Source organism: Chryseobacterium sp. NRRL B-14798, assembly GCF_050470705.1.
Lineage (GTDB): Bacteria > Bacteroidota > Bacteroidia > Flavobacteriales > Weeksellaceae > Chryseobacterium > Chryseobacterium cupriresistens.
Map to the genome: position 1 here is coordinate 3597756 of NZ_JBFLUL010000005.1, position 23999 is coordinate 3621754.

Annotated in this window: 15 protein-coding genes; 7 read left to right on the forward strand and 8 right to left on the reverse strand. The window is 37.4% G+C overall.

Going from position 1 to position 23999, the window contains the following annotated elements; translation table 11 throughout:
• The first annotated feature begins 13 nt into the window (after positions 1-13).
• The 3 genes from AB1278_RS16590 (at position 14) to AB1278_RS16600 (ending at position 3869) form a co-directional block, all read left to right on the forward strand.
• Entirely contained in the window at positions 14-724 is a 711-nt protein-coding gene (locus AB1278_RS16590) for a hypothetical protein (protein WP_202838517.1), read from the forward strand.
• 161 nt (positions 725-885) lie between these two features.
• A complete protein-coding gene (locus tag AB1278_RS16595; protein ID WP_202838518.1) occupies positions 886-2481 on the forward strand; it encodes a peptide chain release factor 3 in 1596 nt (531 codons plus the stop codon).
• Positions 2482-2924: 443 nt separating this feature from the next.
• Positions 2925-3869 (forward strand): DUF4349 domain-containing protein, encoded by a 945-nt coding sequence (locus AB1278_RS16600; protein WP_429815783.1) that lies wholly within the window; start codon positions 2925-2927, stop codon positions 3867-3869.
• A gap of 240 nt (positions 3870-4109) precedes the next feature.
• On the opposite strand, the gene AB1278_RS16605 is transcribed toward AB1278_RS16600, so the two are convergent.
• Both AB1278_RS16605 and AB1278_RS16610 read right to left on the reverse strand, forming a co-directional pair.
• Positions 4110-4475, reverse strand: a complete 366-nt coding sequence (locus AB1278_RS16605; protein ID WP_034695305.1) for a hypothetical protein — start codon at positions 4473-4475, stop codon at positions 4110-4112.
• 21 nt (positions 4476-4496) lie between these two features.
• Positions 4497-5636 carry an acyl-CoA dehydrogenase gene (locus AB1278_RS16610; protein WP_110009295.1) on the reverse strand — a complete coding sequence of 380 codons (1140 nt, stop codon included), beginning with the start codon at positions 5634-5636 and terminating at the stop codon, positions 4497-4499.
• Between the two features lie 345 nt (positions 5637-5981).
• Between AB1278_RS16610 and AB1278_RS16615 the strand changes: the two genes are divergently transcribed.
• Together AB1278_RS16615 and AB1278_RS16620 are read left to right on the forward strand one after the other, a co-directional pair.
• Positions 5982-7760: an AMP-dependent synthetase/ligase gene (locus AB1278_RS16615; RefSeq protein WP_343643195.1), complete on the forward strand. Its 1779-nt coding sequence runs from the start codon at positions 5982-5984 to the stop codon at positions 7758-7760.
• Positions 7753-8427 carry a hypothetical protein gene (locus AB1278_RS16620; RefSeq protein ID WP_062671147.1) on the forward strand — a complete coding sequence of 225 codons (675 nt, stop codon included), beginning with the start codon at positions 7753-7755 and terminating at the stop codon, positions 8425-8427. The genes AB1278_RS16615 and AB1278_RS16620 overlap by 8 nt, the downstream gene beginning before the upstream one ends.
• A gap of 323 nt (positions 8428-8750) precedes the next feature.
• On the opposite strand, the gene AB1278_RS16625 is transcribed toward AB1278_RS16620, so the two are convergent.
• The 3 genes from AB1278_RS16625 to AB1278_RS16635 form a co-directional block, all read right to left on the reverse strand.
• Complete coding sequence (locus AB1278_RS16625; RefSeq protein ID WP_110009291.1) at positions 8751-9527, reverse strand: zinc ribbon domain-containing protein; 777 nt, start codon at positions 9525-9527, stop codon at positions 8751-8753.
• Between the two features lie 2 nt (positions 9528-9529).
• A complete protein-coding gene (locus AB1278_RS16630) occupies positions 9530-10627 on the reverse strand; it encodes a Nif3-like dinuclear metal center hexameric protein (protein WP_202838521.1) in 1098 nt (365 codons plus the stop codon).
• 126 nt (positions 10628-10753) lie between these two features.
• Positions 10754-11602, reverse strand: coding sequence for a hypothetical protein (locus tag AB1278_RS16635; protein WP_343643186.1), 849 nt, complete (start codon positions 11600-11602; stop codon positions 10754-10756).
• Between the two features lie 250 nt (positions 11603-11852).
• Here AB1278_RS16635 and AB1278_RS16640 point away from each other — a divergent pair, with 250 nt between their 5' ends.
• Positions 11853-12680, forward strand: a complete 828-nt coding sequence (locus AB1278_RS16640) for an ion transporter (RefSeq protein ID WP_202838523.1) — start codon at positions 11853-11855, stop codon at positions 12678-12680.
• A gap of 43 nt (positions 12681-12723) precedes the next feature.
• The gene (locus tag AB1278_RS16645; RefSeq protein ID WP_202838524.1) at positions 12724-12882 is read left to right on the forward strand and encodes a hypothetical protein; all 159 of its coding nucleotides are present in this window, start codon (positions 12724-12726) and stop codon (positions 12880-12882) included.
• A 185-nt stretch (positions 12883-13067) separates the two neighbouring features.
• Here the strand turns inward: AB1278_RS16645 and AB1278_RS16650 are convergent, their stop codons facing one another.
• From AB1278_RS16650 to dnaE, 3 genes are all read right to left on the reverse strand, one after another.
• Positions 13068-15392: a GEVED domain-containing protein gene (locus tag AB1278_RS16650; RefSeq protein ID WP_202838525.1), complete on the reverse strand. Its 2325-nt coding sequence runs from the start codon at positions 15390-15392 to the stop codon at positions 13068-13070.
• A gap of 175 nt (positions 15393-15567) precedes the next feature.
• Positions 15568-18849 carry a fibronectin type III domain-containing protein gene (locus AB1278_RS16655; protein ID WP_429815792.1) on the reverse strand — a complete coding sequence of 1094 codons (3282 nt, stop codon included), beginning with the start codon at positions 18847-18849 and terminating at the stop codon, positions 15568-15570.
• A 345-nt stretch (positions 18850-19194) separates the two neighbouring features.
• Complete coding sequence (dnaE, locus tag AB1278_RS16660; RefSeq protein ID WP_429815795.1) at positions 19195-23862, reverse strand: DNA polymerase III subunit alpha; 4668 nt, start codon at positions 23860-23862, stop codon at positions 19195-19197.
• Between the last annotated feature and the right edge of the window lie 137 nt (positions 23863-23999).

Below are 23999 nucleotides of genomic sequence, written 5' to 3' on the forward strand. Positions count from 1 at the left end.
ATCAAGAATTAAAATGATTGAAAAATTCCAGGCCATAGAATCCAAAATCAATACACCCACTACTTATTTTCTCATGGGAATTCTCTGGATCGCTGTTATTCTGATTATGGTGGTAATCGGGGTTGTTTTTAATTTTATCTACAATAATTTCAGACAATATGCAGAAAATGATCCTGGAATCTTTTTCACGATTCTTATTGCCCTGCTTCTTCTTATTTTTTGCTGGGTCGCTTTGATCATGGCTTTAACATACCGTATAAAAGAAAGAGCCAGAAAAGCTGTTGTCAATGAAAAAGGAGTTACTTTTTACAACAATCAAAATACTATTATTGAAACGATCCTGTACAGCGATCTTCAGCCCGCTGAAAATTCATCTGATGATGTATATGTCCGCAACACTCAGACTATAAAATATGGCAAAACAACATTGCAGGTTTACCTGAAAAATAAAGTTGGGGAAATTATACCTTCAACGGTAGACTTTAATTTTAACTTAATAATTCTATGCAACCAATATCAGCTTTACCGTCATTTTCTTAGAGGAATTCAACACTTTCGTCCGGATCTGAAAATAAGCCAACAGACAATTGATCAGTATAATCTTAGTTCAGAACCACAAAAAACAAAATTTGGAATATTTGAATATATCATATCTGCAGTTTTTATACTGATTGCTGCCGGATTGGTTTATGTCTTTATATTGCTGATAAAAATGTTTGTCTGATAAGTAATGTTGACGCAAAGCCAATTACTGATGAGTTTATAGCCATATCTTTCATTCTCAAATGCGGTTATCCTTCTATTCTTCTGCGTAATGAACATTGTCTTCATTTAAATTTGAAAACCTCATAAAAAATCACGATTTTTGCAACTTCAAAATACGATATGTCAGACTTAATCAAAGAAATACAAAAAAGAAAGACCTTCGGGATCATTTCCCACCCGGATGCCGGAAAAACAACTCTTACAGAAAAGTTACTTCTTTTCGGGGGAGCGATTCAGGAAGCAGGTGCGGTAAAATCCAACAAAATAAAAAAAGGAGCTACCTCCGACTTTATGGAAATTGAACGACAGAGAGGAATCTCTGTAGCGACTTCTGTATTGGCATTTGAATATAGAGATCATAAAATCAACATTCTCGATACTCCGGGTCACAAAGACTTTGCTGAGGATACGTACAGAACATTAACTGCTGTAGACTCCGTAATCGTTGTAATTGACGTTGCAAAAGGGGTTGAGGAACAGACGGAAAAGCTGGTTCAGGTATGTAGAATGAGAAACATTCCGATGCTGGTTTTCATTAATAAACTGGATCGTGAAGGTAAGGATGCTTTCGATCTGCTGGATGAAGTAGAACAAAAACTGGGTTTAACCGTTTGTCCGCTTTCTTTACCGATTGGTATGGGAAGTGACTTCCAGGGAATTTATAACATCTGGGAAAACAATATTCAGTTATTCCTGGAAGAGAAAAAGCAGAAAGTTGGAGATTCTATTAAGTTTGATGATATCAATGATACTTCAATTGATGATGTTATTGGTGAAAAAGCTGCCAAAAATTTAAGAGAAGAGCTTGATCTGATCCAGTCTGTTTATCCTGAATTTAATCGTGATGATTATATGAAAGGTGATCTTCAGCCGGTATTTTTCGGTTCTGCTTTAAATAATTTTGGAGTACGTGAACTATTGGATGCTTTCATTGATATTGCTCCGATGCCGCAGCCAAAGGAAAGTGATACCCGTCTGGTAAAACCGGAAGAAAGTACTTTCACAGGTTTTGTTTTCAAAATCCATGCGAATATGGATCCTAAGCACAGAGACCGACTTGCATTCGTGAAGATTGTTTCAGGAACATTCAGGAGAAACGAAAATTATTTACTGGTAAGAGAAGGAAAAAAAATGAAATTCTCCTCTCCCAACGCATTCTTTGCTGATAAAAAAGAGGTGGTAGAAGAAAGTTTCCCGGGTGATATCGTTGGTTTACATGATACGGGAAGTTTCAGAATCGGAGATACATTAACAGGCGGAGAGAAATTAAGCTTCAAAGGAATTCCAAGCTTCTCTCCTGAACATTTCCGTTATATCAATAATAATGATCCTTTAAAAGCCAAACAATTAGCTAAAGGTATTGATCAGCTGATGGATGAAGGGGTTGCACAGCTGTTTACCCTTGAAATGAACGGAAGAAAGATCATCGGAACCGTAGGAGCACTACAGTACGAAGTTATCCAGTACCGTTTGGAACATGAATATGGTGCAAAATGTACTTATGAACCGTTATCTATGCACAAAGCCTGTTGGGTAGAAGCTGACGAAAAATCTGAAGAGTTCAAAGAATTTGCAAGATTAAAGCAGAGATTCCTGGCGAGAGATAAATACAATCAATTGGTATTCCTTGCAGACTCTTCTTTCACGATTCATATGACGCAGGAGAAATTCCCGAATGTGAAACTGCACTTTATCAGTGAGTTCAGAGAAAGTTAAGAAGCAATCAGGCAAACCGAAATTGTTTACAATACAGATCCGCAGAATATTTCTGCGGATTTTTTTATAATATATCGTATGAAACCACCTCGTCTAAAATTCTTCGAATTTTTGCCACCACTCCGGAGAATGGGAATTTTTAGATTTCCCAACTCATATTTGGTAAAACGACAAAGTGTATGAATAACTGAGTACTCTGTTTGTCATTCTATAGAAATCCAAATCCACAAGCAATAGAATACTGTTATTAAATGCTCCTTTGCGAAGTATAAATCCTAATCTTATTCCATCAAAACTCAGAAAAACGCTTTGTAAATCTTTTGTAAAACAAATACAAAACCGTGATAATATATGAGTTAGCATTTTACCAGTATAATACATTTCATTTACAATCTTTACAAGAACTTCCCTTCTAATTTTACTTCATCAAAAAAATTAATCTTATGAAAAAGTTCATCTTACTCGCTGCTGTAGCAGACACTTTCATTATGTGCAAAAAAGCAGAAGCTACACAGGATAGAATCAATGAAGCCATCCATTCAGCGGACAGTGTTGCCACTGTTGCTACAGAAACCATGGATCATGTCAGTAAAACGGCTGATAAAGTTCTGGACTCGGCCAGTATTAAAATAAAAGATTTTGAAAATTCGAAAAACGACCTCCGTCAAAAGGTAGAAAACACGTCCAAAATGGTAGATTCTTTATCGGATAAAATTGCGAATACAAAACTGGAATCCAACATAGAGAAAAAGGATTCGGTAGAAAAGAAGACTGAAAAGATTGCAGCAAAAGTTCCGGCTCCCAAGGTTATTAAAGAAACCAAAATCATCTATAAAGAAAAGCCTAAGAACGGCAGTTACGAACTGAATATGCCACAAGATAAAATGGTAAAATCAGGATATCTATCTATAACCGCAGAGAATGTGGAGACAGTAAAGGAAATCATCAGAGAAGAAATCAGCAGAAATAACGGCTATATCAAAAGTGAAAATCTTTCTTATGTAGAATCCGCCTATCTGCATGGGGAAAACCAAAAAGTATACAGTCTGGATATCAAAGTTCCTATGCAACATTTTGACAGTTTAATGAATGCTATTAACAGCAATGTTGGAGATATTGACACAAAAGATATTCAGATTTCAGGACGAAACTATACGGACAATGCAATCTGTACGATCAATGTAAATATCAGTGAGAAAGCTAAAACAGAAACAGAGCCTGAAACCTTCGGTGGAAAATCCCTGGCAGCCATTGAATCCGGATGGAATGTTATTACTTCTATATTCCTGTTTATCCTGCCGCTGTGGCCTTTATTTCTTATTGCCGGCATTGGATATTATTTCTATAAAAAGAAGAATGGGAACACCGCTGATCGTGATTCTCATTAGATTTTTAATTTTTTTTTAATGAGGTTTGGAATTGGTGTTCGATTCTTATGTTTAATTTTACCAAATATTCAACAGAAGTGTTGTTTATTAGAAAAATAACTCTTAACTTTAAGTATAAGCAAAATGCAATGAATCTCCGATCAGACGAGGTTCAAATAAATTTGGAAATTTTATTTCATATATTAATATTTTGTGATTTGGTGTAAAATAAGGCCCTCATATTGAGAGCCTTATTTGTTTTTATTTCATATTCACTACCTTATCTACGATAAATTTTGTGTTTCCTCTCCAGGGAAGTGCGCCATTATACTCTTTGTAATGCAGATCAAAAGTTTTACCACTGTTGGTTTCCAGTTGTTTGAAAACTTCAGGATCATCTACAGAAAATTCGAACTCATAACTTGTAATAGTTCCTGTTTTTCCTCTTCCAAAGCCTTCCTGAATCAGCTTGCCTTCATAAGTTTTGAAGACATAACCTTTTTTCATAGCATAATTCAGGTATCCGGATTTTACTCCTTCTCCGAAAACGAAATAGTACTTATACCAGACAAATACGCCCAGTAACAGCAGTACGACACCGAGGGTGATCCACAAAGATTTTTTCATAGGTAGTGTGTTTTATAAATGTTATTTTGCGATGCTTCTTGAAATAACGATTTTCTGAATTTCAGAAGTTCCTTCATAGATCTGAGTGATTTTCGCATCTCTCATTAATCTTTCTACGTGGTATTCTTTCACGTATCCATATCCTCCATGGATCTGTACTGCTTCAATAGTAGTATCCATTGCCACCTGAGAAGAGTATAATTTTGCCATAGCTCCGCTTTCAGAGATATCTTTTCCTGCATCTTTTTCACACGCAGCTTTGAAACATAACATTCTAGCAGCAGTGATCTGAGTTGCCATATCAGCCAATTTGAATGCAATCGCCTGGTGGTTGATGATTTCAGTTTTGAAAGCTTTTCTTGTTTTAGCATATTTCAGTGCCAGTTCGTAAGCCCCTGAAGCAATACCCAGCGCCTGAGAAGCAATACCGATTCTTCCTCCATTCAACACTGCCATAGCAAAGTTGAATCCGAACCCGTCTTCACCAATTCTGTTTTCTTTTGGAACTTTTACGTTATTAAAGATCAAAGAGTGGGTATCACTTCCTCTGATTCCTAATTTGTCTTCTTTTGGTCCGATTTCAAATCCTTCCCATCCTCTTTCAACGATAAAAGCATTGATTCCTTTGTGTTTTTTCTCAGGATCTGTCTGAGCAATTACGATATAATAAGTAGCTGTTCCACCGTTCGTGATCCAGTTTTTGATACCATTTAAAAGATAGTAATCTCCTTTGTCTTCAGCTGTAGTTTTCTGAGAAGTAGCATCAGAACCAGCTTCCGGCTCAGATAATGCAAATGCTCCGATTACCTGCCCGCTGGCCAGTGGAGTAAGATATTTTACTTTTTGCTCTTCAGAAGCGAATTTTTCAAGACCGGCACAAACCAATGAGTTGTTTACAGACATTACAACAGCTGCAGAAGCATCTACTTTTGCAATTTCTTCCATAGCAAGCACGTAAGAAACGCTGTCCATACCTGCACCGCCGTATTTTGGATCTACCATCATTCCTAAAAGTCCCATTTCTCCCATTTTCTTCACCTGTTCAGCAGGGAATTTCTGGTCACGGTCTCTTTCAATCACTCCAGGTAAAAGTTCGTTCTGTGCAAAGTCTCTTGCTGCCTGCTGAATCATCAGCTGTTCTTCCGATAAATTAAAGTCCATAAAAAAAATAATTAGATAGCCGTAAATTTACACTTTTTAAGCAAATCTGAAAAAATAAATTAAAAGCGGGAAAAAGGCAGGTTTGGGGAGATTCAATGATGATGGATACGTGTTTCGGGAAACGGGATAATGCATTAGGAAGACAATATAAAATGTATTGAGAAAAATAAACCTTTATAAAAGATTAATTGAAAATATAAAATCCCCTTTTCAGGGCTTCCGGTCTCCTTTTTGATTCAAACTGTTATGGTAAGCATTTAACTAATTTCTAATTATTACCTTCGGATGGTTTCAATTAAAAAAAATGCTTATATTTAAATTTCTTTATAAATTACGTAAAAAATCATGACAATCAAGAGATTATTCGATATTCCACACTATGCTTTAGAAAAATATCCTAAAACGGATATGTTTGTAACCAAATATCATGGTGAGTGGAAAAAAACTTCTACACAGGAGTTTATTAATGAGGGAAATAAGGTATCCAGAGGATTATTGAAGCTTGGTATAAAACCAGGGGATAAAATCGCTTTAATTACAACCAATTCCCGCACAGAATGGGCCATTATGGATTTCGGACTTTCTCAGATCGGGGTTGTTTCAGTACCGGTTTATCCAAGTATTTCTCCTGAAGATTATGAATTCATCTTCAATAATGCTGAAATCCAGTATTGTTTTGTTTCTGATAAAGAGCTGTTGAATAAAGTAATGAAAGTAAAACATAATATTCCGAGTTTGCAGGGAATTTTTACTTTTGACAGTATCAGCGGGGCTGCCAACTGGAGAGAAATTCTGGATCTGGGCAAGGACGAATCTACACAAATTGAAGTGGATGATCTTTCTAATGCGATCAATACAGAAGATCTGGCAACGATCATTTATACTTCCGGAACCACCGGAAGACCTAAAGGAGTAATGCTTACCCATAATAATATTGTTTCAAACATATTGGGATCCATTCCAAGAATTCCAAAAAAGAGAGGCTTTGATTACAAAGATGCCAGAGCATTAAGCTTCCTTCCTATCTGCCATATTTTTGAAAGAATGCTTTTCTATCTTTATCAGTACAATGGTTTTTCTCTTTATTTTGCTGAAAGTATCGAGAAAATGGGTGAAAACGTAAAAGAAGTGAAGCCTCATTATATGACCGTAGTTCCGAGACTGGTAGAAAAGGTATATGACAAAATCTATAATACAGGATCTTCAGCCGGAGGATTAAAATCCAAAATATTCTTCTGGGCATTGAATCTGATCACCAAAAAGAAAACCATTTCAAAGCCATCCGGACTTCAGGAAATCATCGCAGACAAGCTTGTATTTTCTAAATGGAGAGAAGGTTTAGGCGGTGAAATCGTAACTTTGGTTTCAGGATCTGCTGCACTATCTACAAGACTTAATTTAATGTTCCAGAATGCCGGAATTCCAATTCTTGAAGGGTATGGTTTGACAGAAACATCACCTGTAATCTCTGTGAACAGTTTTGATAAGATGAAAGTGGGAACCGTAGGAATTCCATTGGATAATTTAAAGGTTAAAATTCAGGAAGATGGTGAAATTACGGTAAAAGGGCCATCTGTATTCAAAGGATATTTCCGGAATGAGGAAATGACAAAAGAAGCTTTCACAGAGGATGGTTTTTTCAAGACCGGAGATATCGGACATATCGATAGTGACGGATTTTTACAGATCACAGACCGTAAGAAAGAAATGTTCAAAACTTCCGGTGGAAAGTATATTGCTCCCCAGACTATTGAAAACCTGGCAAAAGCTTCAAAATTTATAGAGCAGATTATGGTGGTAGGTGATGGTGAAAAAATGCCATGTGCTTTGGTACAGCCTGATTTTGAATTTGCAAAAAACTGGGCTATGAGAAATAATCTTAATTTAGGCTCAACACCTGAAGAAATTGCAAAAAGCCCTGAATTGAAGCAAAGAATTGAAAAGGAAATCGAAGGCATTAATGAACACCTTGGAAACTGGGAGAAAATCAAAAAAATTGAGCTTACTCCTGAAGTATGGAGCATTGAAAGCGGATTACTCACTCCAACATTAAAACTGAAAAGAAAGGCCGTAAAAGAGAAATTTATTGCTTTGTATAATAAGATGTACGATCATCATGATTAATTATTCAATGAAATTATGTAAGCATAGATTCATCTACCAATCCACTTTTGTAGGATTGGTATTTTTTATGTTTTCATGTAAACAACAGATAGAAAACACAAAATCAATATCTGAGAAAAAAATTGAAATTCCACAACTTTTGTCAGATTCCACTTTAAAAGAGAAAACATTGAATGATTATATTCAAACTGCTGAAACCATAAAACCCAATGTAAAAAACGGGGTTCCTTTTAACAAGCTTGATTATGATAAAATTATTGCTTATGATTTTGCTGGTGACGAAGAGACCTATCCTAATCCTATTGATAGAAAAGGAAAATTTACACCTGTGATCTTGAAACAACAGTTTCTGACTCAAAAACAAGCTGATCAGATCTTATCTGCTTTAGCAAAAAATTCAAGCTATGGTGAAAGCTCTGCGGCATGTTTTCAACCTCATCTGGGATTAGTATTTTTTAAAGGCAATAAAAAAATCAATCAGATCAGTATTTGTTTAAGCTGTAACACTTCGATTACAGAAATTGAAATTCCCGCCAGAACACATAAAATATTTAATAAGGGAACAGATAATGAGTATTCCTTTACTGGTTTCAAACCGTCTGGAAAAACAGCAATCATCAAACTGTGTAAGGAGATTAACTTTCATTATGGAAACAAGAAAGAGTAATATATTAATAAAATAGATTGAAGAATAACTTTTTATTTATAACAAAGTATTTTATTTCGGATATTTCTATAGTTTTGGCTAAAATTTTATTTTGATTAAACAGGCTAAAGCCCGTTCCTACTGATCCCCATCATTTAGTTTTTTAATCAATTACAACACTATCACCGTCATTCCGTATGAATCCATGCTATGTCGAAAAAAGAGCCGAGATTCTACGGAATGACAAAGACTCTGATTAAATTGTACTGCTATGTTTATATCAGTTCAGATAAAAAAAGCTGCTTCATTTTTGAAACAGCTTTTGTATGTTATAAAATCAATAATTAGAATTTAATTACAGATTTCATTTTTTCGTTTTCTTCCATTACCAACTCATCATCAACAAGGATTTTTCCAGAGTGCTCATCAATGATGATTTTCTTTCTCTGAGCAATTTCCATTTGCTTCTGAGGAGGAATAGTGAAGAAAGATCCTTTTGGAGCACCTCTTTCTAATCCTACAACAGCAAGACCGTTGATAGAGTTTGTTCTGATTCTGTTGTAAGAAGCCAATAATCTCTCATCGATTTTAGCTGCAAATTCTTTAGACTGCTCTAAAAGATATTCTTCTTCTTTCTGAGTTTCAGAGATCAAACCATCCAATTCTTCTTTCTTGAACTTTAAGTGGCTTTTCAAATCGTCGATCTTTGCATTCAGTTCAGCTAAAGTTTCGTTTTTGTGAGCAATTTTAGCTCCGAATTCTTTAATTCTTTTTTCAGCAAGCTGAATTTCCAGCTCCTGGAATTCCATTTCCTTTCCTAATGCTTCAAACTCTTTATTGTTTCTTACATTATCCTGCTGAGATTTGTATTTCTCAATTAAAGTTTTAGCATGGTTAATTACTTCATGCTTTGTTTTGATCTGATCTTCCTGATCTTTGATATCAGCATGAAATTTTTCAGCTCTTTTTTCAAGACCTTCAATCTCGATTTCAAGATCTTCAACTTCAATTGGCAATTCTCCTCTAGTATTTCGGATTTCATCCAATCTTGAATCTATGATCTGTAAATCGTATAAAGCTCTTAATTTTTCTTCAACTGAAATATCGTTGGTTTTTGCCATATTTAAATGAAATAATTTACTGGGTTTGTTTTTTCAATAGATTTTGAAATTGCAAATGTACTAAATTTTTGTGATAAAATTTCAAATAATTGTTGAGCAACAAATTGTTCGGACTCATAATGTCCTATATCACAGATCAGCATTTTAGACTCTGCTAAAAAATAATCGTGATATTTAAGATCTCCTGTAAGGTAAGCATCACATTTTCTGGCCGCTGCAGATCTTATCCCACTTGCTCCCGAGCCTCCCAGAACCCCCACTCTTTTGATTTTTTTATTGTTAAAAGAAGAATGTTTGATCACCTCCAGTCCAAATTTTTCTTTTACAAACCCAAGGAAATCTTTTTCATCCATTTCCTCTTCCAGATCACCGTACATTCCCAATCCGGCATGATGATTTTTATTATCCAGACTATAAACCTGATAGGCTACTTCTTCATAAGGGTGTGCTGACTTCATAGCGCCTACAATCTGCCCTTGTTTAAAGCCTTCAAAAATTACAGAAATCATATCTTCATCTGCATTTTCACGAATACCCTGCTGTCCGGAAAACGGATTTGAGCCTTCCACAGGTCTGAATGTCCCATTACCATTCACTGTAAAACTGCATTCGTCATAGAATCCTATATTTCCTGCTCCGGCTGAGAACATGGCTTCTTTTACTTTTTCTGAGTACTCTTTAGGAACAAAAACCGTTAACTGCTTTAAGTTATTTTCTTTGGGCTGAAGAATCTTCATATTCTTTAATCCTAACTGACTGCATATACCGTGGTTCACTCCAAAGAAATCATTGTCAAATGCAGTGTGGATGGCATAGATGGCTACTTTATTTTCAATAGCTTTTAAAACAGCCCGCTCTACATAATTTTTCCCTGTTAAAGATTTTAATCCGGAAAATATAATGGGATGAAAGCACACAATCAGATTACAGTTTCTCTCAATCGCCTCATCTACTACATTTTCCAGCGCATCATGACAAACCAGAATTCCTGATACATCACGATCATAAACACCACACAGCAATCCTACGTTATCAAAATCTTCTGCCTGCCTGATGCTTATCTCCTCTTCAATCTTTGCAATTACAGTTTTTAGCTTCATTAATTTATATTTTACGGTTACAGCGAAGATATTAATTTTACCAAAAACCTGGAAAAATTTGCAATAAAAAACCGGCTTTCTTCAACCGGTTTTGTTTTGATATTAAAAAAGAAATCAATAAGACTATTAATCTTTGAAAAGCGATACTCTTGTAAAGGAATCTACTACTACGCCACAGTTGATATCGGATTCCATAAAAAGCTGATAGCCTTTTCCCGGCTCAAGACTCGCTGGGTCCGCAATGGTATAGAAATAAAAGGTAAGAATATTACCTGTTCCACTGGAGCCGCTTGGAACCAGCTGGATAGAATTGATTTCAAAACCGGAATCGGGATTTTTAAAAGTAGCTTTTATGGATCCTGAAGAGTTGGAACCTGGAGTGATTGTAGCGATTGCTCTCCAAAAATGCACCTGCCCGTTAATTTCATTTTCTCTCCATTTACCGGTAGCCGCAATATAGATATTGCTCGTAACTCCCGGAAATGGAACGGTAGTTTCCGGCCAGCTTGTAGTAGGACTTGCCGCAAAAACCAGCGGTGTGGCATAAAGCACCTGTTGTCTCGGGCCATAGCCGCTTCCTGATGCACTTAAATTGAATGAGGGTTTTACATTTGCGTTTCCAGAATTTACTTTAACGACACCGTCGTTACCAGCCTGAGAAGATGTGGGAACAAAAAGCTGTCTCCAGAGGGTACCATCCCAATACTGGAAGTTATTCGTTGTCGTATTATAAATAAGAGTTCCTGCAGTAAGGTTAGCGTTTACTACACCTGCAGGAGGTACAGTGGAAACGTCATTATCAGCCAGGTTGGTATCCCGGTCAGTATCAGTAAGACGAGGAATGAGAATTCCTTTCTGGTTGGAAACTATATCCAGTACTGAAGCACTATTTGGCGTTACAGTATTAATCCCAACCTGAGCATACGCAAAACTGCTTATCAAAAACAGCATTAAAAAGGTTAAAATTTTTCTCATGATATAAAGCTTTTGTAGAATAAAATTACAAAGTTGAACTGTAAAAATGTTAAAAAAAATATTTTTATATGTCATATTTTATTCGTATTTTACTTAATATAATATATTGATAACCACTATATTAAATGACAATAATTCACTTTTACATGATGAATTTTATTTTAACATTTGCAGGATTCTTTTAACAATCATATATTTACCCTATTCTATATATAAATTATTAACTTCGCTGTGAAATAACCCTATCTAAATGGAAAGAGAACATAATCTTATTCCTGAGGAGACTCTATGGAAAAGATTCCTTTACCGGATAATTTATCGCTCCGATACGAAGCTTGGAAAACTATTCGATATCATATTATTGTTTTTAATTCTTGCAAGTACTGCCATTATTATGATGGAAAGTGTACCTAAGCTTGATAAGAGATTCCATTATACTTTTCTGATTCTTGAATGGATCATCTCCATTTTCTTTACAATAGAATATTCCATGCGGATTGCAGTGGTAAAAAATAAGCGGAGCTATATATTCAGTTTTTTCGGAATTATAGATTTTCTGGCTCTGGTTCCCTTTTTTCTTAGTTTTTTCTTTCCTATTACCAAGTATTTTCTGATTTTCAGAATGTTGAGAATGTTGAGAATATTCAGGATTTTCAATTTACTGGATTTTATGAATGACGGGTATTTCATTGTAAGGGCTTTAAAGAACAGTTCGAGAAAAATTTACATTTTCCTTCTGTTCCTGATCATTTTCTCAGTCATTGTAGGCTCACTTATGTTTATGGTAGAAGGTGGAAGACCTGGATTTGAAACGATACCGCAATCTATCTATTGGGCAGTCGTTACGGTAACTACTGTAGGATATGGTGATGTATCTCCTATTACGCCTTTAGGCAAGTTTTTTGCGGTTATTCTTATGTTGGCCGGTTATTCTATCATCGCAGTTCCTACCGGTATTGTAACAGCAGAAATGAGAAACAAAAGACAAAACCTGGAAATGGTATGCGAACGCTGTGGCAATGAGGATATTGATGATGATGCAAGGTATTGTAAGAAATGTGGCAAGAAATTAGCTTAATATTTGATATAAGTAAAATTCATTAATCAAACACCACAAAATCATGGAACCAAAAAAGAAAAACAGACCCAATAGCTTAGTAATTATTCTTTTTGCACTGATTGTACTGATGGTCATCATTTATTTTATATTAGTAATGTTCTTCCCTGCTGTTTTTGATCTTATGAATACAGGCGATATACAGCCAGTATCCGATAAATGATGAGTGATGAGTAATGTGCAATTGATGACGATAAACAATTTACAAGCATTGCAAACCTGAATAAAATAAAAGATGGGCTGAACATTTCACTCATCTTTTTTATCAATATTTTCAAATACTGTTCAAGCTCAATAAAAAAGACGGATCACATATGACCCGTCTCATTTTTTTATTTAAATGATGAATTATTTTTTAATGGCTTTGATCGTTTGTTTAGATCCGTCTTTCATTTCAAGCGTTATCAGATAAACTCCCTGCGTTACATCTCTTAAATGGATCGTAGATTCGGGATTACCAATGGTTTTCACTAATCTTCCCGTAACATCTGTCACAGATACATTTTTCACATTTTTCACATCAGAGATATTCAATACATCTGTAAATGGATTAGGATAAACCCGGATATTATTTTTCGCTGCAGCGACTTCGGATGTTGCCAGGTTGGCATTGTTAATACTGATATCGTCTATATACAGATTATACTGGTCCGGATCTGAATAAGCATTAAATCCAAAGAAATACACCCCTGTTGCAGGAACTGTAAATGTTATAGATTCTGTATGAGCAATTCCATCATTAATTGAAGGATAATCTGCTATAGAGCCCGTCATAGCGGCCGCATCAGGCGAAGTACCATATGCTACTTTCAGTTTTTCAGCATAAGTTGATGAATTATTACCATATTGATAACTGATTGTATATTGTACCCCTGCTGTTAAGTTCAATCCTTGTGTAAAGAACCATGCGTTGGCAGAATTGGAAGAGTTATACTTATATTTCAGTACATTGGTAGTGAATCCCTGGCTGTCAGAAGGAGGATCCGCTGTTTCCCAGTCATTTGCAGCCCCTGCATTAACATTCATTGTACAACCTGGAAGTTCTGGAACAGTAACATTTTCAAAATCTACAACATAAGGAAGGTTTGCACTTGAACATAATGTTGCAAATGTGGCAGAATCACTCCATGCACTTTTGCTTGTTGCGCTACACGCAGATCTCACCCATACATAATATACAGAGGAAGATGCTAAACCTGGAATATTATAGGTAGTTGCTGTAACTCCCGTAAAATTAGGTGTGCTTGTTGCTGTAGGTGCTGTATTGGTTGTGCTGTAATAAATATCATATCCGTTTGCAGGAACGGGAGTAGCCGCTGCCCAGGAAACGGTAGCTCCTGCAGCAGTAATATTTGAAACAACTAATGCATTAGGTTCACTACAAGCCGGTGCTACATCAATTTTAATATCATCAACATATAATTGATTCATATTAGCATCAGAATACGCCTGGAATCCAAAATAATAAACACCTGTAGCTGCTGGCGTGAAGTTCACAAAAGCGCTTGTTGCTGTACTGGTAACAATATCCGGGTGATCCGCCAGTGTATTGACCATTCCTGCACTGGTAGCTGAAGTTCCATAGGCTACTTTTAATTTTTCTGCGTATACAGTTCCTTCTGCATTGGCATATTTGTATTTAATTCTGTAGGTAGTTCCTGCGGTAAGGTTAATTCCATTGGTAAAAAACCAGGTATCGGCGTTATTAGCATAATCGTAAGAATACTGAAGTACATTACCTGTAAATCCCTGGGCGTCCAGATCACCTGTTTCCCACATATTTCCAGCACCATCATTAATCACCGATGTACAATCCGGCATTTCAGGCGGAGTTATACTTTCGAAATCCAACGCGTAAGGTACTCCCACAGCGACACATGATGTCATAAATGTTGCCATCTGGGACCATGCACTTTTGTTCGAAGTACTGCATACAGAGCGTACCCATACATGATAGGTAGTGGCTGGTGCAAGGGATGGCAGATTTGTAGTCAATCCATTGATAGATCCGGAAACAACTGTTGTAGCAGTAGGATATGTACTGGAAGTTGAATAATAATATTCGTAACCGCTTCCCGGCGCAGAAGAAGGAGCTGTCCATCCGATCTGAGCAGAATTGGCCGTAACAGCAGATACGGTTAAAGCAGATGGCGCAAAACAGGTCGGAAGGGCACCAATGTTTACCGTATAATCATGTGCTTCTCCGTACCCATCCGTATTACAAGGTATAGGATCACTGGAGAACCTGTCTCCTACTCTCATCCTGTAAGTACCTGGAGTAACGGTAGCAGGAATGGTTATAAGTCCAGCCGTAATATTATTGCCTCCTACAAGAGTACTGCTTGCCGTAGCTACAAGTTCAGGAGCGGCATCATCAAAAGTTCCGTCGTTATTGAAATCTATCCAGATACGGACATTCTGATCACTGTAATCATGTTTAACACTAAAATCATAACTCAAACCTGCACTCAGGTTGATCGTCATAGAGGTATAATCTCCATAGGCATCAGTAGAACAACCTGTATTAGGATGATCAAATCCGGCACCCGGAATTGCAAAAGAATCTATCACATCTCCTCCACTACACCCACTGGCAAAAGCAGGCGTACAGTAAGTCTGCGCAGAAGATAAAAAGCCGGCCATTAAGAAACCAACAAGTAAAAAATTTCTCATATAAAAACAGTATTAGTTAATCAAATCTAGTGAAAATCAGCAATAAAAAAAATATTTATTTAATTATATCACAATGAATTAAACTTTTTCTTTAATAAAAGGCAATTTCACCTATATAAAGAGAGGCCGCTCAAATTGAGCAGCCTCTCTTTTCCTGTTTTTTCAAGAAACTATTTTATCTCTTAATTGCTTTAAGGGTTTGTTTAGATCCGTCTTTCATATTCAGGACCACTAAGTATAACCCTTCTTTAAGATCTCTCAGCTGAAGCTCTGAAGATGGCTTATCAATAGTCTTAATCAATCTTCCGGAAACATCAACAATTAAAACAGACTGTACTTTGGATACATCAGAAATTGTCAGCATATCAGTAAACGGATTAGGATATATATTAATCTTGTTTTCTTTTACTGCAGTTTCAGACGTTGCCAGATTAGGATTTTGTTTTATTTCAACATTATCTAATAGAACATCATCATAGTAATATCCGCTACCATTCACATTTTTATCTACAGTAAATCTCACCTGGATAGTAGTTCCGATGTAAGAAGCCGCCAAAGGAACAGCAACTGTTCTCCATTGGTTTGAGTTGGTATTATCACTAAAAATAACTACCCATCCGTTTCCATCGTTTACTTCTACCGTAAGCTTGTTATTATCATAAGTGGAAGGTGAAACCGTAGTAGAAGAAGAGGTAGAATGGTTTTTAAACCAGTCAAAAGAAACAAGAGGTGCGGTTAATCCTGTTAAATTTACAGGAGGAGTAACCAGCTGAACCGTGTTGGCACCCGCTCCATTATATGGTGAACTTGCATCTACCCATGCATATGTACCTGCCGCTTTTTGGTTATTAGCCGGACTTGCACCATAATCTGCAGACCCTGAGAACTTCCAGAACAGATTGGCGTCGGTACCTGTTGCCGTAGGGTTTATACTGCTCCAACAGTTGGGTGCTGCTCCATTATCAAAGTTTTGAGCAAAAGGAGCCATAGCAGTTCCACAAAGTGTATTGAAAACAGCAGCCTGAGAACTCCACGCACTCTTATCGGAAGAACTACATACCGATCTCACCCATAAATAGTAAGTACTGGAAGGAGATAACCCGGACAAAGGAGCTGAAGTGGTAGTGCTGGTTCCGGAAGCTGTAGTAGACGCCGTAGGAGCTGTACTGCTTGTAGAATAGTAATACTCATATCCACTTCCAGGAGCAGTAGCCGGAGCAGTCCAGGAAGCATCCGCTCCATTGGTTGTCATCCCCGAAACAGTAACAGCCAATGGTTCAGAGCAGCTAGGAGTCACATTTATATTGATATCATCAACATAAATCTGGTTCATGTTAGCAGCAGAATAAGCCTGGAATCCTAAATAATAAACTCCTGTTGCGCCTGGTGTAAAGTCTACAAATGCATATGTAGCAGTTCCACCTGTAATATTAGCGTGGTCAGCTAAAGTATTTGTCATTGAAGCACTTGCAGCAGAAGATCCGTAAGCAACTTTTAATTTTTCAGGATATTGTGTGGTTCCTGATGCATTCGCATACTTATATTTGATTCTGTAGCTAACTCCTGCAGTAAGATTTAAACCTTGGGTAAAGAACCATGTATTGGCAGCATTAGAACTATTATAGGAATAATTAAGCACTTTCCCTGTAAATCCAGCCGGAGCAGTTGCTGTTTTCCATGAATTTCCGGAACCACTGTTTACCACTGTTGTACAAATTGGCAATGCAGGTGTTGTAACATTTTCAAAATCTAAAGTATAAGGTAAATTAGATGAATTACATACCGTCTGGAATGATCTTACCGTACATGCGGTAGCAGGTCCTGTAATATTAGCTGTATAAGCAGTTACAGAATAATAATAGGCAGCACCAAAATTTAAAGGAGCAGCGAAAGTATAAGAATTATTCGTTCCGCCTGCAATATCCATATCTGCAATATCATTTCCTCCAGAGGTAGTTCCAACTTTCAGTTTATACCCGGCAGCGCCATTTATTGCATTCCATGTAATCGTAGGGGTTACACTTACTCCTGTAGCATTGGATGCAGGAGCGGTAACGGTAGGACATAACCCAAGTGTTGTAAAGTTTGCAGAGCTTGACCAATTTCCTTTATCTGTTCCATTACAGTTTCCTCTTACCCAATAATAATACTGAGTTGAAGGAGTCAGACCAGATAAATCAGCTGTTATTACCCCGGCACCTACAGATCCTGAAGGCGTAGCCGTTGCAAGCGGAGTTGTTGAAGATGTAGAATAATAATACTCATATCCATTACCCGGAGGTGTTGTAGAAGCTGTCCAGCTTATTGTTGCGGATTCAGGAGTCAGGGCAGAAGAAGAAAGACCGGTTACTGTACTTGCACAGTTAGGTGTAGTGGTAAAAGACCCTGAGGAGACATACCCATTCCCCGTTCCGGCTGCATTTGGAATATGAGAATATATAGATTTTACTGATCCGTTTAAAGCCTGAACCTGAACCTGGTAGCTTGTATTCTGAGTTAACCCTGTAATTGTAGCAGTTGCAGCAGAAACCGGATTACCAACAAGATCTGTCCAATCACAGTTTCCGACTTCTCTAAACTGAACATTGTAAGCTGTTGCACCTGTCGGAGCCGTCCAGTTTACAGTAGCAGCATTGTTGGTAATTGCAGTGGCAGCTGCAAAAGTCCTTACCGGAGCCTGTGTGCCTGGTGTCCATTTATATTGCAGCCCGGCAGGGATTTTAACACTTGCGTTGGTTGTGCTGGAAAAAAGCATTGTACTGCTAGCAGCATTACCGGTAACAGCTTTAGACCAGTCACAGGTAGTTCCTGACGGCACGTTTCCGATCATCAGGGAATTTACATTGGACGCATAAGTAGTACTGTTTCCTCTTATCCCTACCTGTGGAGTACTGCCTGAAGTGCTGGTACCCGGATCTGTACAGCTTCCATAAATGATCTTTATTTCACCTGTAGCATAAACCAATCTGATCTGAAAATTTAATTTTTCAGTAGATCTGTTAAAGTAATTGGCATGATCCTGCCACTGTACAACAAATTCAGTTCCCAGGTCTTCATATCTCACTTCATGATTTCCTGCTGGTTGTGTTGCATCTGATGATGAAAAGCCTCCATCCTGCCCAAAAGCAGAAATTGCCCCTGTAGTTGATCCCAGACTTGACATTGGAGTATAATTTGTCCCGGAAGGAGCTGCTCCAAACGTGATAAATCCATTGGCACTCACATAACATGTGGTCATAGCAACACCACCGAAATTAAAAGGAGAAGACAATGGAATTGCTGCGGATACATCATTGTCATAAGTAGTATTAGTCCCAGAAGGGAATAATTTTGTACCTCCTGTAATGGAAGTATAAGCCACCCCGGTACTTTTTGAAAAAGTATAGTTGGCGACGTCGGTTTGCGCATAGACTCCCATACTCAGGGAAGCCAGACACGAAAGTAGTAATTTCTTCATAAAATAGTAAATAATAACAGTTAGGGCGGTAAATGTATAAATATTAATTTAAATTTTAAATGAAATATTAGAAAATATCATAAATTTTTATACAAAAACAATAAAAAACATCATCCAAACATTATATAATTAAACATTTATTTAAATTATATAATTATTTCGCAATATGATGAAAAACAACAACTAATTAAATAACAGACACTTAAATAATATACAACCAAAATAGACTTCAGTAAATTTTTCTATCTTAAGAGAAAAACTATTTAAAATTTTTCATCAATACTGATAATATATAAACAAAAAAAAGAGTGGCATAAGCCACTCCTTTCTTTATCTTGTATTTTTCTAGTTTAAATAAAATTCATATTTATTAAGAAGTTGAATTTCTTTTATCAGATCACCATTCAGATCCACCGAATGTTTCATAGACTGAACTTCAATATGGGAGTCATCTTCCAGGTTTTTGATAAAGAATTTCAATTTTTGGTTTCCTTTGTTTCTGTCGAGAACCGTTCTGAAAAAGTCGAGATCTTCAGGTCTTACATCCATCACATCCATCACCAATGATATACTCTTTGCAAATCGTTCAAATGCTTCCTGAAGTTCAATTACATCATTTACATTAACGAAGACCCTGCCATCTTTTACCTGAGCAAATTTTATCTTAAAAATCACAAATCTCTGTACTTCCAGCTTTTCTTTCAATCTCATGTAATCTCTGTCTCCCAGCCTGAATGAATAGGATCCGGAATAATCTTCAAGTGTAACAAAAGCTACTTTCTCACCACTTCTGAAACCATCCTGAACCCTGTATTCGGTAATAAGACCGGCTACAGTATATTCTTTACCACCACCGCCATTTTCCCTCTCTTTCTGAAGGGTTTTCCAGTCTTTCTTTTTCTCTTCAAACAGTTCTTCCTGTTTATTAGAGAAAGCCTGTTCTTTGTAAGCATCCACCTCATCCAGATTCAGGAATAAGAAATTCCCTTTTGGCTCTGCCTTCTTAGTAACTTCTTCTATCACTTCCTCTTCTCCTGCCACTATATCATCTGAAACAATTTCCGTAAGATCCACAGCATCGTCCAGGGCATCCTGTTCCAAAACAGGCGCTTCATCGGTAACAACCTTTTCTTCTTCATTTTTCTCAAGAACTGCTTTTTTAGAAAGCTGCCCCTGCATAAACTGGAACTGATATTTAAATTCGTCCAGCGGATGAGCAGAAAGATAGAAGCCAATGATCTCTTTTTCTTTATTAAGCTTATGCATATTGGGCCATTCCGGACATGGAGCCAGTTTCGGCTGTTCAATCTGAACTTCTTCTGCGAAATCCGCAAATAAAGAGTGCTCCATCTCGTTTTTGCTTTCCTGGAAACTCTGCCCGTATCTGATCAGTCTTTCAAGATTGGTCTTTCCTGCCATGTCAATATCAAAGTACTGTCCCCTATGGAAAGCATCCAGTTCATCAAAAGCACCTGCAAGCACCAAACTCTCCGCTACCCTTTTGTTCATCTGTGAAGGTAGTATTCTTTCGAAGAAATCATAAATATTTTTAAACCTTCCGTTTTCTCTCTCTCTTGTAATTGCTTCACTCGGTCCTTCCCCAATTCCTTTTATTGCACCCAACCCAAAGCGGATCTGTCCTTTTTCGTTTACGGAGAATTTGTATTGAGATTCATTCACGTCCGGTCCCAGAACATCCACGCCCATACTTTTACAGTCTTCCATGAACATGGTGATAGAATCTGTGTTGTTAATGTTATTACTCATTACACTCGCCATGTATTCTGCCGGATAATTAGCTTTTAAATAGGCGGTCTGATAAGCGATGAATGCATAACACGTTGAGTGGGACTTATTGAAGGCATATTCTGCAAAGGCTTTCCAGTCATTCCAGATCTTCTCCAGCCTTTCTTCATTAAGGTTGTTTTTTCTACCACCTTCAATAAATTTCGGGTACATTTTATTAAGAACATCAATCTGCTTTTTACCCATTGCCTTTCTTAAAGTATCGGCTTCACCTTTGGTAAAGTTGGCCAGCTTCTGGGACAAAAGCATTACCTGCTCCTGATAAACGGTAATTCCGTATGTTTCTTTTAAATATTCTTCTGTTTCCGGTAAGTCGTAGACAATCTCTTCAATTCCGTGCTTTCTGTTGATGAAGTTCGGGATATATTTAATCGGACCGGGACGGTACAAGGCATTCATAGCGATAAGATCGGCAAAAACCGTCGGTTTAAGCTCTCTCATGTATTTTTGCATTCCCGGACTTTCATACTGGAAAATCCCGACCGTTCTTCCTTCTTTAAACAGTTGATAGGTTTTGGCATCATCCAGCGGAATAAGATCCGGATCAATATCCACTCCATATCTTGCTTTAACAAGCTTCAATGCATCTTTAATAATAGTCAGCGTTCTCAGCCCCAAAAAGTCCATCTTCAGAAGACCGGCACTTTCCGCAACAGAGTTATCAAACTGCGACACTAAGATATCAGCATCTTTTGCTGCAATGGTAACCGGAACAAGATTACTCACATCTTCCGGCGTAATAATCACCCCGCAGGCGTGAATTCCGGTATTTCTGATACAGCCTTCCATTTTTTTAGCACTTGCTAAAACTCCGTGTCGTGCATCATCAGGACTTTCAAGAACATACCTCATCTCATCAACGAGCATCTGTTCTTCCGGCTTTAATTTATCATACTTCGCTAAAGCCTTTGCAATATTCATCCCGGGACTTGGAGGAATCAGTTTGGCAATATTATTGGTATCAGGAATAGGCACATCCAAAACCCTTCCGGCATCTTTAATGGCAGATTTTCCTCCCAATACCGAGTAGGTAATAATTTGTGCTACCTGAGTTTTTCCATATTTTTCAACAACCCATTTGATAATTTTATCCCGCCCTTCATCATCAAAGTCAATATCAATATCGGGCATGGAAACCCTTTCCGGGTTCAAGAATCTCTCAAAAAGGAGATCATATTTGATGGGGTCTACATTGGTAATTCCGATACAGTACGCCACCGCAGATCCCGCCGCCGACCCTCTTCCCGGACCAACCCAAACGCCCATATTACGGGCTTCATTACAGAAGTCCTGTACGATAAGGAAGTACCCCGGATAACCGGTATTGGCAATTACCTCTAGCTCAAAGTCAAGACGTTCTTTAATTTCATCAGTAATACCCGTTTCTGCATACCTTTTCTTGGCACCTTCATAGGTAAGATAGGTAAGGTAAGCCATTTCCCCTCTTTTTCCGCCGTCTACCTCATCTTCTGCATGGATAAATTCCGCAGGGATATCAAATTTAGGAAGAAGTACGTCTCTTTTTAAGGTATAAGGTTTAAATTTTGCTGTAAATTCTTCATAGGCATCAAAAGCATCCGGATAGGCTAAAAAGGCTTCTTTTATTTCATCAGAATTTTTGATGTAATATTCACCTGTAGCCAGCCCTCTTCTTTTACCGAATCCTTTTCCAATAGGCGTAGTAAGCTTTTCACCATCTTTAATACAGCTTACAATGTCCTGAATATTAGAATCATCTTTATTGGTGTAAAAGGTTTCGTTCTGAGCTAAAATTTTCACATTATATTTATCTGCCAGATACAAAAGAACTTCATTTAAATGTTCTTCTTCAGGCAGTTTGTGATTCTGAATCTGCACATAAAAGTCCTCTTCAAAGGTGTCTTTCCACCATTTGAAAAGCTCCTCTCCTTTCTGCTCACCGGTATTTAAGATCGCATCAGGAATATCCCCCATAATTCCGGATGTTAAAGCTATGACTCCTTCTTTATATTGAGCAATCAATTCCCTGCTCACCCTGGGAACTCCAAAATAGAATCCTTTCAGGAATCCGATACTGGAGAGTTTTGCCAGGTTTTTATATCCATTAAAATCTTTCGCCAAAAGCACAACCTGTGTTCTTCTGTCCGGATCATCTTTGGTAAACTGCTTTTGTTCGTAACGGTCTGAAATATAAAATTCACAACCCACTACAGGAATAAGCGGTTCTGAAACAGGTTCTTCTTCAGTAAATTCTGTACCATTTTCTTCTGCTTCCTGTTTTTTTGCCAGGTATTCTTTATGCTTTTTCGCTCTGTCTGCATTAGCTCCTTCTACTGCTGAGACGAACTTGAAAGCTCCCATCATATTTCCAAGATCCACCATTCCGACAGCAGGGAAATTTTCATCAGAGGCTTTTTTAATCAGATCATTAATGCTTGAGGTAGCCGTAAGCGTAGAGAAAACACTATGGTTATCAAAATTGAAATATTTACCTAAATCAATTTCATCAATGCTTCCGAAATCCTGCTGCTTTTTCTTATTATGAAAATCAGCAACCTGCCTTCTGATAACAATATTGAAAGGCTTGATCGGGTCCGGATAAAGGCTTCTGAAATAGGCAAGCTGATCTTCTGAAATCTTTAATGTTTCAGCAGGAACTACGCCAATTCTTACCATTTCAAAGAAGGCTCTGGCCGTTGCATTTACGTCGGCTGCAGCATTATGGGCTTCATCAAATTTGTTCCCATAAAGTTTTTCATATAATTCTTCAAGTTTCGGAGGTTTAAAACGGCCTCCCCGGCCACCGCCCAGCTGGCAGAAGTCGGTTCCCAGAATCATGGTATCCGCTTTAGGCTTTTCCTGAAGGTTATCTTTCAGGTTTTTTCTGTAAAATTCTGCTCCTACAATATTGTAATCGAACTCTACATTATGCCCGGAAACCACCCTGATTCTTTCAAGAACCTTAGAAAATTCTTCAAGAACTTCCTGAAGGTCACGTCCTTCTTCATTGGCGATTTTTGTTGTAATTCCGTGAATGCGGGCAGCGTTGAAGGGAATATCATACCCTTCAGGTTTTATTATATAATCCTGGTTTTCAATCAAGTTTCCATCATCATCGTGCACCTGCCATGCAATCTGGACCATTCTGGGCCAGTTATCCGAGTCTGAAAGCGGAGCGTTGAAATTTTTTGGTAAACCGGTTGTTTCTGTGTCAAAAATTAAATACATATAATGTTCTAACTTTTTTATAAAAAGAGAATGTAAAGTTACTTCATTTTTTTCTAATCACACCCTGGTTTCAGAATATAAATCTCGGCCTTTTTTAAAAATACAAAGCTTAATTTCTTCTACTCCTATGGGTTTGC